General features: G+C 71.3%; 12 protein-coding genes. 1 reads left to right on the forward strand and 11 read right to left on the reverse strand.

Annotation, left to right across the window (positions count from 1 at the left end; genetic code table 11):
• Positions 1-499 precede the first annotated feature (499 nt).
• Complete coding sequence (locus tag FPZ12_RS37460; RefSeq protein WP_166463034.1) at positions 500-928, forward strand: YbaB/EbfC family nucleoid-associated protein; 429 nt, start codon at positions 500-502, stop codon at positions 926-928.
• 3 nt (positions 929-931) lie between these two features.
• On the opposite strand, the gene FPZ12_RS37465 is transcribed toward FPZ12_RS37460, so the two are convergent.
• The 11 genes from FPZ12_RS37465 to FPZ12_RS37515 form a co-directional block, all read right to left on the reverse strand.
• Positions 932-2,134 carry a GNAT family N-acetyltransferase gene (locus FPZ12_RS37465; protein WP_144758592.1) on the reverse strand — a complete coding sequence of 401 codons (1,203 nt, stop codon included), beginning with the start codon at positions 2,132-2,134 and terminating at the stop codon, positions 932-934.
• A 65-nt stretch (positions 2,135-2,199) separates the two neighbouring features.
• A complete protein-coding gene (locus tag FPZ12_RS37470; protein ID WP_144758595.1) occupies positions 2,200-2,568 on the reverse strand; it encodes a DUF4333 domain-containing protein in 369 nt (122 codons plus the stop codon).
• A 35-nt stretch (positions 2,569-2,603) separates the two neighbouring features.
• A complete protein-coding gene (locus tag FPZ12_RS37475; RefSeq protein WP_144758598.1) occupies positions 2,604-3,800 on the reverse strand; it encodes a GNAT family N-acetyltransferase in 1,197 nt (398 codons plus the stop codon).
• A 43-nt stretch (positions 3,801-3,843) separates the two neighbouring features.
• A complete protein-coding gene (locus FPZ12_RS37480) occupies positions 3,844-4,524 on the reverse strand; it encodes a DUF4333 domain-containing protein (RefSeq protein WP_144758601.1) in 681 nt (226 codons plus the stop codon).
• A gap of 71 nt (positions 4,525-4,595) precedes the next feature.
• On the reverse strand, positions 4,596-7,340 hold the full coding sequence (locus tag FPZ12_RS37485; RefSeq protein ID WP_144758604.1) for a DEAD/DEAH box helicase: 2,745 nt from the start codon (positions 7,338-7,340) through the stop codon (positions 4,596-4,598).
• 53 nt (positions 7,341-7,393) lie between these two features.
• Positions 7,394-8,227 carry a diacylglycerol/lipid kinase family protein gene (locus tag FPZ12_RS37490; RefSeq protein ID WP_144758607.1) on the reverse strand — a complete coding sequence of 278 codons (834 nt, stop codon included), beginning with the start codon at positions 8,225-8,227 and terminating at the stop codon, positions 7,394-7,396.
• A gap of 1 nt (position 8,228) precedes the next feature.
• Positions 8,229-9,194, reverse strand: coding sequence for a twin-arginine translocase subunit TatC (gene tatC, locus FPZ12_RS37495; protein WP_144758610.1), 966 nt, complete (start codon positions 9,192-9,194; stop codon positions 8,229-8,231).
• 19 nt (positions 9,195-9,213) lie between these two features.
• Positions 9,214-9,507 carry a Sec-independent protein translocase subunit TatA gene (tatA, locus tag FPZ12_RS37500; protein ID WP_144758614.1) on the reverse strand — a complete coding sequence of 98 codons (294 nt, stop codon included), beginning with the start codon at positions 9,505-9,507 and terminating at the stop codon, positions 9,214-9,216.
• 34 nt (positions 9,508-9,541) lie between these two features.
• The gene (locus tag FPZ12_RS37505; RefSeq protein WP_144758617.1) at positions 9,542-9,757 is read right to left on the reverse strand and encodes a bacteriophage holin; all 216 of its coding nucleotides are present in this window, start codon (positions 9,755-9,757) and stop codon (positions 9,542-9,544) included.
• A gap of 9 nt (positions 9,758-9,766) precedes the next feature.
• Positions 9,767-10,738: a helix-turn-helix transcriptional regulator gene (locus FPZ12_RS37510; protein ID WP_144758620.1), complete on the reverse strand. Its 972-nt coding sequence runs from the start codon at positions 10,736-10,738 to the stop codon at positions 9,767-9,769.
• Positions 10,735-11,715, reverse strand: coding sequence for a helix-turn-helix transcriptional regulator (locus FPZ12_RS37515; protein ID WP_144758623.1), 981 nt, complete (start codon positions 11,713-11,715; stop codon positions 10,735-10,737). The genes FPZ12_RS37510 and FPZ12_RS37515 overlap by 4 nt, the downstream gene beginning before the upstream one ends.
• Positions 11,716-12,073 lie beyond the last annotated feature (358 nt).

Consider the following 12,073-nt stretch of genomic DNA (forward strand, 5'->3'; position numbering starts at 1 on the left):
CCGCCTGGCCGCGCCCGGCCGGGAAAGGTGGCGAAAGCCGTGAACGCCGGGCCGTCCCAGCGCCCGTCGATCCTCCGGTGCTGCCGCACGCAGGTCCGGTGACCCGTCGATCGGCAAGGCCGCGAAAGGGCTGGCGGGCAAGGCATCCGCGATAGCCGACGCGCTGCGGAAGGAGAACGAGCAGCTGCGGCTCACGTGGAAGGACCTCGGCGAATCGGCCGCGCCGATCGTCGCCGGGCTGATCGGTGGCGCGATCGGCGCCGTGCTCGGCACCGAGGTTCCCGTACTGGGCAACGTGGTGGGCGCGGCCATCGGCGGCGCGATCAGTGCCCTCGTCGCCCTGATCCTCGGGTCCCTCCCGGACCTGATCGAGGCACACAGCCACCCTTTCGGATGCCCTGTCGGACTTCGACGAAACCGTGCCGGGCAAGATCCGCGTCCCCGAAGGCGATCCGGCCGCCGGCGGATGGCACCGGCACACGGCGCAGGTGGTCGACCCATGACCACCGACCCCGCCCGGATCTCCCGGGAGATCGCCGAACGGGCCCTGTTGCACGGCAAGGACGAACCCGGCGCGGAAGGCGAGTCGGACAACCGGCAGGTCTCGGTGTCCCTCGCGAAGAACGGCGATCTGACGGGCCTCACCATCGATCCCGCGGCCGCGCCGGGAGTGGACACCGCGAAGCTGGCGGCCGACGTCCTGCAGGCGTGGCGGCAGGCGCAGCGCACCTTGTTCCGTGCCGTGCAGGACGAAATGTGGCAGACGACCGGGGTCATCGCGCCGGAAAGCTTCTACCAGGCCATCGAAGAACGCTTCCGGGACCCGGCGCCCGCACCTGCCGAGGACTCCCCGCCGGGGCGGCAGCCGAAGCCGCCACCCCGCCAGGACGACGAATACTTCGACCAGGTGCGGTGGCGCGAGACCTGACGATCAGAAAGGCGTTCCGCACCAAGGGATCCCGCTCCCGAAGAGCGCGTCGCCCCGGGCGGGGGCGTCGTCGGTCAGCACGTGGATCCGGTTCAGCTCCGCGAGGCCGGACACGCGCTGGTCGCCGAGGTACAGCATCGCCAGCACGTCCACGTCCAGCCGGAGGTCCGCGGGCGCGTCCGTCCGCGTGACGGCGTCCGCGCTCACCGAGTACCGGCCCGAGTTCTCCGGCAGCACCGGGTCCGAGACCTCCAGCACCACCGGCGCGCCGGTGCCGTACGAGCGCGCGGACAGCGCCGCCTGCACGTCGACCAGCCGCAGCCAAAGCCCGTCGTCCACGGCGATCGTTTCGCACGCGCGCGGGTCGGCCAGCATCGCGCCGACCGGTTCGTCCAGCGGCCGGTTCGGGGCACGCACTTCGGCCACCAGGTCCACCGACAGCAGGAACCGCCACAACGCGGCCCGCGCCGCCATGTTCGCCGCGTGCAGGTCCCGCACCACGAGCGCCGCGCCCGCTTCCGGTTCGGTGAAGCTCTGCCTGTTCTCGCTCCGGTAGGCCACGAACCCGTCGTCGCCGTCCGGCCCGGTGTGCACGGCGACCATGCCCTCCCGCAACCTCGGGTTCGTCCACCTCCACCACGTCGCGCCGCGCGCGATCATGCCGGGCCGGCGCGGCCCGATTCGGTGGTACAGCGCGGGAAGCACCTTCTCCGCCTCCTCCGGCGGCACCAGACGCACTCGCCCGCCGGCAGGTGCGTCCGCGCGGAAAGCGGCACGCGCGCGATGAATCCGCAGCGTCTTCGCGCGCGTGGCGATCCCGTAGCCGAACCGGCCGTAGATCGCGGTTTCGCTGGCGTGCAAGGCGGCCAGCGGCTCACCCCGGCGGGCGCAGTCCCGCAACTGCTCCCCCATCAACGCCGTCAGCACCCCGCGCCGCGTGTGATCGGCCCGCACCCCGACACCGTCCACCGCCGCCGCGGGCACCGCCCGCCCGCCGGGCACCGCGAGCTCGGTCGCGGCCGAGCCGGCGAGCCCGATCAGCTCCCCACCGGCGAACGCGCCGAACCGCCGCTCCGCCGGGAAGCCCGCGCCGCGCCGCTCCCACGTTTCGTCGTCGAGGGCAGGGAAATGCAGCGCCCGGCCGAGCATGAAGAAAGCCTCGCGCCGTTCCCCTTCGGCCAGCGGCCGCACTTCGAAGTCGGTCATACCGGCCGATCCTCCCCGCACGGGCGCGGGCGGACCACCGGTTTTTCCCGCCAGCGCCCGGAAGGTCACTTCGGCTGGGCGACCTGGTACGTCCCGTCCGGCCCCTGCACGGTCAACGTGACCGTCTTCGGCGCGCCGCCGATCGTGACCTCGCAGTCGAACGAAACCCCGGTCTGCACGGCCTGGTCCGACGGGCAGCGCACGTTCGTGACGTCGGCGAGGCCATAGGACTGGACCAGCACCTGCCGCACCCCGTCCTGCAGCGCCCGCTCGTCGAAGATCCGCGCCGGGGACGCGCTCGCGGACGGCGACACGGAAGCACTCGAAGTAGCACCGGCGGTGCTCGGTGTCACCTGATCGTCGGCACTCCCGCCGCAGCCCGCGAGCACCAGGACACCGGCTGTCACCAGCATGATCCGGGCGCGCGAGTACACCGCGGTACCCTCCGAAAGAAGTCAGTCCAGTGTGGTCAGAAGTGTGTACCACACCATCCTGAGGCCCGCGTCGCGAACAGCCGATCCGCGTGCCGCAGCGCATCCGGGCCCGTCGCGCCGATCCGGCCCACGCCCGCCAGCGCGGACGCCTTCCACGCGCCGAAGTACAGCATCGCCAGCGCATCCACGCCCAGCGTCAGCTCGGCAGGCTCGTCCGTGCGCTCCGCCCCGTCCGCCGAAACGCGGTATCGCCCGGAGTTGCGCTCCAGCACCCTGTCGGCCACTTCCAGGACGACCGGCTCACCTTCGTACTCCCGCGCCGCGAGCGCCTGCCCGACATCCACCAGCCGCAGCCACAGGTCGTCGCCTCCGCCGGTCACCGCGCACACCCGCGGGTCGGCGAACAGCAACGGGGTGGGGTCGTCCGGCGGGCGCCCACCGAGTTCGATGGTGTCCACCAGATCCACCGCGAGCAGATACCGCCACAGCCCCGCGAAGGCTTCGTCGTTCGCGTATTGCAGGCTCACGACGTCCAATGTGGACGGCTGGTCCCACGCCTTGCGCTCCACCGTGTAGACGGCGTAACCGTCCACCCCCTCCGGTCCACTGTGGACGATCGCCTGCACCGGGGACTCCGGGCGGCGCAGATGCCGTTCGAAACCCGCCCACCAGTACGGCGGGCGCGTCATCATGCCCGCCCGGTGCGGGAACTGCTCGTACAGTTCCGCCAGCCGGTCGAGTTCGGTGTCCAGGCGCAGCAGATCCACCCGGCCTCCCGAAGGCACGCCGTCCCGCAGCCGCGCCCGGCGCCGGTCGATCCGGAAATGCTGGGTCACGGTCGAAACCCCGTAGCCGAACCGGTTGTAGATCACGGCTTCGCTGGCGTAGAGCGCCGCGAGCGGGACGCCGCGCTCGGTGAACTCGGTCAGCTGCGTGCGCATCAGCTCGCTCAGCACGCCGCGCCGGGTGCGGTCGGGCCGGACGCCGACACCGGTGACCGCGCCCATCGGCAGCCGTTTCCCGCCGGGCACGGTGAGCTCCGCGTCGAAGGAGCGCGCGGTGCCGATCAGCTCGCCGTCGAACGCGCCGAACGTGCGGCCCGGCTGGTGCATCCGCTCCGCGTAGGGCAGATCCTCGTCGCTGACGGCGAGGATGTGCAGCGTGGTCCGGAAGAGGTCGGCCGCAGCCCGGATCTCGTCGGGCCGCAGCGCCCGTACGGTGTAGTCGCTCACGGCCCCGATCGTGGCCGAACCGGGCGGATCGGGCCAGTCGTTTTTACTGGCCGGGCCTGCCCACCTGGTACTTGCCGTCGTCGTCCAGGATCGTCACGGTGACCTGCTGCTGCTCGCCGTCGATGGTGGCGGTGCAGGTGAACGTGGCGCCCGCCTTGACCTCCTGGCCGGACGGGCAGGAGACCGAGTCGGCGGTCTTGCCGTACTGCTGCAGCATGGATTTCACGCCGTCCTGCACCGCGCTCTGCGAGAGCACCTGCTTGACGAAGAACCCGGGCTTCCAGAAACCGGTGACCCCGAGCGCGGCGACGATCACCACCAGCACGGCGATGACGATCCAGAGCAGCTTGCCGCCCTTCTTCCCGCCCTGCTGCGGCCCCGGCGCGCCGAACCCGGCCTGCTGCCCGTAGTCGTACTGGCCGGGCTGCTGCTGGCCGTAGTAGGGCTGCTGCTGGGTGGGCGGGTACTGGCCGTACTGCGGCTGCTGCCCGTAACCCGGCTGCTGTCCGTACTGCTGGTTCGGGTCGTACTGGGGCTGTTGCCCGTATTGCGGCTGTTGCCCGTAACCGGGCTGCTGCGGGTACCCTTGCGCCGGGAACCCACCCGAGGGCGGCTGCTGCGGGTAGCCCTGGGCGGGAAAACCGCCGGACTGCGGCGTGGGAGCGGGCCCCTGGGGGGTCTGTCCCCACTGCTGGGGGTCGTTGCCGCCGTAGGGCGTGCTCATCGCGAAAACTCCAATCCGGGGGCTGTCCGCTGCGGAAGATCCAACCACACGTTCCTGTGCGCCCGAAACCGCTACTCGGCGCCCGCGGCGACCACGCCGCGGCGGAGTGCTTTGACCGCTTTGGCGGCCGCCGCGCCCACCTGGTCCTCACGCCCGAGTACGGTCCGGATCTGGTCGAGCAGATCGATCACCTGCCGGGACCAGCGCACGAAATCGCCTGCCGAGAGCTCCTGGCCGTTGGCCTCCGCGGTGGTCAGCACCTGCTCGAGCGACTCCCCGCGCGCCCACCGGTACACCGGCCAGGCGAACCCGGCATCGGGCTCACGGGTGCGGTCCAGCCGGTGCCGGCGCTCGTCCTCCGCCAGCTCCGACCACAGCCTCGCGGTGTCCTGCCACGCGCGCGGCACGGCGCCGGAGGGCAACCGCGGCTCCCCCGCCGAATCCCGCCGCGCCTCGAACACCAGCGTCGACACCACCGCGGCCAGTTCGGCCGGGTTGAGCCCTTCCCACACGCCGTGGCGGATGCACTCGGCGGCCAGCAGATCGGACTCGCTGTAGAGCCGCGCGAGGATCTGGCCGTGCTCGGTCACCCGGTTCTCGCCCTTGCCGAGGTAACCGCGTTCGTCGAGCAGATCCCGGATCCGGTCGAACGCGCGCGCCAGCGAATGCGTCGTGGCCGCGACTTTCCGTTGCAGCTGCTCGGTTTCCGCGTGCAGGCGCTGGTAGCGCTCGACCCAGCGCAGGTTCGCCTCACGCTCGGCGAGCCCGTGGCAGGGATGCGCGCGCAGCTGCTGGCGCAGCGACACCAGCTCCGGGTCGTCGGCCGCGCCGGTGCGGCGCTTTTGCCGCCCTGGCAAGGAAATCCCGGCGTTACGCAGGCTGGAGGCGATGTCACGGCGGGTCTTCGGCGAACGCAGCTCGACGTGCTTGGGCAGCCGGATGTGCCCGAGCGCCTCGACCGGCGCCGGGAAGTCCGCCAGCGACAGTGGTCCGGACCACCTGTCCTCGGTGACCACGACCGGCCGCGGCTCACGCACCGGGTCCAGCCCCGGATCCACCACCACCGCCAGGCCGGCCCGGCGGCCCGAGGGCACGGCGATCACGTCGCCCTTGCGCAGCTTCTCCAGCGAGTCGGCCGTACTCGCGCGGCGGGCGGCGCTGTTCTGCTTGGAAAGCGCCTTCTCGCGGTCCGAAATCTTCTTGCGCAGCTCGACGTATTCGAGCATCTCGCCGAAGTCCGCGGTGATCGCTTCGCTGTACCCGCGCAGCGCTTCCTTGTTCTTGTCGATCCGCCGGGACAGCCCCACCACCGACCGGTCGGCCTGGAACTGCGCGAAGGACTGCTCCAGCAGATCGCGGGCCTGCTCCGGGCCCAGCTGCGCGACCAGGTTGATCGCCATGTTGTAGCCGGGCCGGAACGAGGACCGCAGCGGATACGTCCGCGTGGACGCCAAACCCGCCACCTGCTTGGGATCCACGCCGGGCTGCCACACGACGACGGCGTGCCCCTCGACGTCGATCCCGCGCCGCCCCGCGCGCCCGGTCAGCTGCGTGTACTCCCCCGGCGACAGGTCGACGTGCGCCTCGCCGTTGTACTTGACCAGCCGCTCCAGCACCACCGTGCGGGCGGGCATGTTGATGCCCAGCGCCAGCGTTTCGGTGGCGAACACGACCTTCACCAGGCCGCGCACGAACAGCTCCTCGACCGTTTCCTTGAACGCGGGCAGCATTCCCGCGTGGTGGCTGGCGATGCCGCTTTCCAGCGCCTCACGCCATTCCCAGTAGCCGAGGACGGCGAGATCGCCCTCCGGCAGATCCCGCGTGTGCTCGGTGATCACCCGGCGCACCTCGGCGCTCTCGTCGGGTGTGTTCAGCCGCAGACCCGCGCGCGTGCACTGGCTGACCGCCGCGTCACAACCCGCGCGGGAGAAGATGAACACGATCGCCGGCAGCAATCCGGCCGCGTCCAGCCGCGTGGTGACGTCCACTCGGGACGGTGGCCTGAACCGGGGCCCGCGGAACTGCTGGCGCCCCCGGCCACGAGGCCCGCGCGCGCCGGCGGGCGCGTGCAGCCGTCCGACTTCCTCGACCCGCCGCAGCAGGCCCGGGTTCATCTTCAGCTCACCGTCGTCGGCGAACAGGTCCAGCAGCCGGTTGCCCACCATCATGTGCTGCCACAACGGGACCGGGCGGTGCTCGTCGACGACCACCGTGGTGTCGCCGCGGACCTCGACCAGCCATTCGCCGAACTCCTCGGCGTTGCTGACCGTGGCGGACAGGCCGACCACGCGCACGTACTCGGGCAGGTGGAGGATGACCTCCTCCCAGACCGCGCCGCGGAACCGGTCGGCGAGGTAGTGCACCTCGTCCATCACGACGTAGCCGAGGTCGGTCAGCGCCGAGGAGCCCGCGTAGAGCATGTTGCGCAGCACCTCGGTGGTCATCACGACCACCTGCGCGCCGCCGTTGATCGCCGTGTCCCCGGTGAGCAGGCCGACGGCGTCGGGGCCGTAGCGCTCGAGCAGGTCGTTGTACTTCTGGTTCGACAGCGCCTTGATCGGCGTGGTGTAGAAGCACTTCCGGCCCTCGGCGAGCGCGAGGTGCACGGCGAACTCGCCGACCACCGTCTTGCCCGCGCCGGTCGGCGCGCACACCAGCACGCCGTGCCCTTCCTCGAGCGCCTCACAGCCGCGCACCTGGAAGTCGTCGAACTCGAAAGCAGCCTCCGCCGCGAAACGGCTCAGCTGTGGATGTTTTCCCCGGCGCTTGGCGGCCTGATAGGCCTCGGCCGGGGACGGAGAAGGGCTAGCGGCCACCCCGTCAGGGTGTCATACCGGCGCCTGACCTCGCAGGGGAAGGGGTGGAGAGATCACGCGACCACGGTCAGCGCGCCCGGCACGCACCGCGCGGAGAGCGGCAGGCCGGGTTGCGGCTCGCCGTCCGCGCACACCGGGCGGTCCTCACCGTCCAAATGGATTTCGCGCGCGCGGAACGTGCGGACCGCGGGGTGGTTCAGGTGCGCGCCCGCCCGCAACCCCGGCAGCAGGCGCAGGAGGTCGAGCCGCCCGGCCTGGCCGATGACGGTCACGTCGAACAGCCCGTCGGCCGGGTCGGCGTCCGGGCAGATCGGGATGGCGCCGCCGTAGGACCCGGTGTTTCCCACCGCGATCGACAGGGCGTCGAGCTCGAGTTTCCCGTCCTCCGTGCACACCGTGAGCGGCCGGGCGCGGAAACGCCCGAGCTCGGCCAGCACCGCGACGTCGTAGCGGCGGCGGCCTCGCGGCCAGCGCAGCCGGGAGCCGCGCTGCGCCACCGCCGCGTCGAAGCCCGCGCACAGCACGCTGCCGAACCATGTCCGGCCCGCCTTGCCGAGGTCGATCCGGCGCCGGCGCCCGGTGCGCACGGCGTCCAGCAGGGCTGCGAGCGCCGCGCGCGGATCGGCCGGAATGCCCAGCGCACGGGCGAAATCGTTACCGCAGCCCGCCGGGATCACGCCCAGCGCCGTGCCCGTTTCCGCGCAGAACTGCACCGCGTGATGGACCGAACCGTCCCCGCCGAGCACGACCAGCAGGTCGGTGTCGTCAGGGGGACGCTCCCGCACGAGGTCGAGGCTGCGCGCCCGCAGCGCGGCAGCGACCGGCACGGCGAGACGCGCGGCCGCACCCAGACCGGCGTCCGGGTGCACGGCCAGCGCGGCCCGCACGTCAGGTGATGTCGTCCGTACTCGCCTTGCCCGCCGGCTCGGTCGGCTCGTCCTCCACCTTGGTCGGCTGGTAGTCGAACGGCGCGGCCTCGTCGTCGCTGAGCTTGTCCCAGCCCTCGTCGACGCGCGCCTTCTCCTTGCGCTTGTCGTGCACGCGCGAGATCTGGATGGAGATCTCGAACAGCACGGTGAGCGCCCCGGCGAGCCCCAGCATCGAGAACGGGTCCGAGCCCGGCGTGGCGAACGCGGCGAAGACGAACAGCAGGAAGATGATGCCGCGGCGCCATTTCTTCAGCTGCGCGTACTTGAGCACGCCGACGAAGTTCAGCATCACCACGAGCAGCGGCAGCTCGAAGCTGACCCCGAAGATGACCAGCAGCGACAGCACGAACGAGATGTACTTGTCGGCCGTCAGCGCGGTGGTGAAGAAGTCCCCGCCGAAGCTCATCAGCATCTTGAACGCGTGCGGCACGATCAGGTACGCCAGCAGCGCGCCGCACGCGAACAGCACGCTCGCGAAACCGACGAACGTCAGCGCGTACTTGCGTTCCTTCGAATACAGCCCGGGCGCGATGAACGCCCAGATCTGGTACAGCCACAGCGGCGAGGTGAGCACCGCGCCCGCGGCGACGCCCACCTTCAGCTGGATCATGATGCCTTCGAAGGGCGCGCTCTGCAGCAGCCGGCAGCTGCCGTCGGGCCCGATCGTGCCCGGGAGCAGCCGGTCCGCGGGAATACCGCAGTAGGGCGCGTTCATCAGGTGGCCGAGCGACTCGACCGGGCCCAGCTTCGTCTGGAACCAGATGAACCCGAAGACGCCCCCGGCGATGAGGGCGAGCAACGCGTAACCGAGCCGCCTACGGAACTCGTAGATGTGCTCGATCAGCGTCATCGTGCCGTCGGGGTTCAGCCGACGGCTGCGCTTGCGCCGCCGGGACCGGCGGCTGTGGGAGGCGGCCTCCGCCACGAGAGGAATCCGTCCTTGGTCAGCTGGCGTGCTTCTGCTGCTCTTGCTGCTTCTTCAGCTCGTCGAGCTGACGCTGCAGGTCCGCGACCTGCTGGTCGCTGTTCGCCTGCGGAGTGGCCGACGGCGCCGACAGCTGCTTCTTCTCGGGCTCCTCGGCGGCGTCCTCGTCCTGCATCGACTTGGTCTCGGCCTTGAAGATCTTCATGGACTTGCCCACCGAGCGAGCCGCGTCGGGAAGCCGCTTGGCACCGAAGAGCAACACCACGATCAGCACCAGGATGATCAAGTGCCACGGCTGCAACCCGTTCAGCATGAGTGGCCTCCTATCTCTGTTTTGTTGCCCAATGCTACTGGTTTTCCGGAGTGCGGTGCCGACGCTGCGCCAGCCCGTACCGCACCCCGGCCGCGCGCGCCCGCACCAGGCCGGCGCGGTCGTTCGTGTCCGTCACCACCATGCTCATGGTCGAACGGAACCGGCGCAAGACCCGGAACAGCCGGATCACCAGCACCGCGAGGAGTAAGAAGCCGGCGGCGGCGAGCACGATGCTCGGCAGGTACGACACGGGGTAACCCTACTGGCCCAAGGTTGACGGAAGGTGACCAGCCCGGGCCAGCGCGTCGGACGCCCGGCGTCGAACCGCTTCGTCCAGTTCGGGCGGATTGCGCACTTTCGCGTCGCCGCCGAGGCTGAGCACGAGCCGCGCCATCCACCACTCGTCGCCGTAGCGCATCCGCACCAGCAGCCGCCCGCCCGGCAGCTCCTCCTGCTCCTCGCACGGGTAGTACTCGGCCACCCAGCGCGCGTCCGGCTCCAGCACCAGCTCGGCCACCGGCTGGCCGGGGCGGGCGGAGAACACGCCGTCGGTGATGTCCGTGGGCCGGGCGCTGGACGGCGGCGCGGCGGGCTCTTCGAGTACCTGCACGTCGTCGATCCGGTCGAGCCGGAACAGCCGCACGCCCTCGGCCCGGCGGCACCACGCCTCCAGGTAGCCCACGGCCTGCACGATCAGCAGCCGCATCGGGTCCACCGTGCGCTCGGTGATCTCGTCCCGTGAGGCCGTGTAGTAGCGGATCCTCAAGACGCGCTTGGCTTGCAGGGCCCGCTGCACCACGCTCCGGGTGTGCGCGGTGGCCTTCCCTTCGCGCACGCCGAGGCCGACCACCACACCGGAAGGCTGGGCCTGCCCGGCCGCCGCCTCGATCTTGGCGATCGCCCGGCGCACCGCGTCGGTGTCCAGCAGGCCGGGCGTCTCGGCCAGCGCGCGCAGCGCCACCAGCAGAGCCGTGGCCTCGCCGCCGGTGAGCCGCAGCGGCCGGTTCATCCCCGCGTCGAAGGTGACCGTGACGGTGTCGCCCTCGAACGACAGGTCGATCAGGTCGCCGGGCCCGTAGCCGGGCAGCCCGCACATCCACAGCAGTTCCAGATCCCGGCGCAGCTGTTTCTCGGTGACGCCGAAATCCCTTGCCGCGTCGTCGATCCTGATGCCCGGACGGGCCAGCAGGTACGGCACGAGCGCGAGCAGGCGGGGCATCCGGTCGCTCATGGCCTGTCTCCCTGCGCCGCCACCGCGTACAGCCGCTCGCGGACCGCCTTGGCCAGCACTTCCGGCTCCAGGACGAGCACGTCGGGCCCGTGGCCGGCGATCCAGTCCGCGGCGCCTTCCGGGTAGTACAGCTCGACTTCGGCCAGATCGCCGTCGACGCCGTCGACCGTGAGCCTGCCCGTCAGCTTCGCGCGGCGGCGCACCCCGGCCGCCCGGCGGTCGGCGATCCACAGTTTCGCGGTGGCCACCGGCGACGGCTCGGCGCTGCCGCTGCCCGCGACGAACTCCAGCAGGTTCACGTTCTCCGGCCGCCGCACCTCCCCCGGCTTCCCGGCGGTGCGGACCTCCCCGACGACGCGGGAAAGCCGGAAACAACGCGGCGCGTTCCTGTCCCTGTCGTGGCCGACGACGTACCAGCGGGCCCGCCACGACACCACGCCCCACGGTTCGAGGGTGCGCGTGAGCCGCTCCGGCGAACCCGGCCGCCGGTACTCGAAACGCACCGCCTGCCGGGCCTGTACCGCCGCCAGGAGTGGCGAAAACGCCGGTTCGGTGCGGACCCGCGACTCCACGACCGGCGGCGCCGTATGGTCGACCTCCACGCCCGCGGCGCGCAGTTTCACGAGCGCGCCCTGGGCCTGCCCGGTCAGCTCCGGGGAATCCCACAGGCGCACGGCGAGCCCCACCGCGGCGGCCTCGTCCGGCGCCAGCTCGATCTCGCCCAGCTCGTAGTCGCGGCGCGCGATGCGGTACCCGTCACCGGGGTCGAACACGGAGTTCCGCCCGATCTCCAGCGGGATCCCCAACTCGCGCAGCTCGGTCTTGTCGCGCTCGAACATCCGCGAGAACGCGTCATCGCTCGCCGCGTCGGCGTATCCGGGCACGATGCCGCGGATGCGTTCGGCACTGAGGTACTGCCTGGTGGACAGCAAGGCGAGAACCAGGTTCACCAGGCGTTCGGCGCGGGCGGTGGACACGCGACCACACTAGCTCTTGTCCCCCCGGCCCGATCGGAGGTCCCGGGATTACACGCCGTGAATTTCGAACTTCTGACCGATCCGCGCCGCGATTCGATGATCACCTTCGCGGGTCGATGGTGGAGGCTCGGTGTGTTGGCTGGGCGCGGGCTGCGGCAGCAACGGACGCGCGCGGGGCGCGCTGGGTGCACCCCTCCGCCGCCCCGATCCGGGAGTGTTCGCGGTCATCGGGCCGCGTCAAGGCGGGAAAGAGTACCTTGACCCAGCCCGATGACCGCAAAAGCAGGCTGGGGATCGGGACGGCGGAGGGGTGTGGCCGTCGGGACGGCTCGCTTCGCGTTGCCGGGTGGCCGTTTGG

This window comes from Amycolatopsis acidicola, assembly GCF_007713735.2.
Taxonomy (GTDB): domain Bacteria; phylum Actinomycetota; class Actinomycetes; order Mycobacteriales; family Pseudonocardiaceae; genus Amycolatopsis_E; species Amycolatopsis_E acidicola.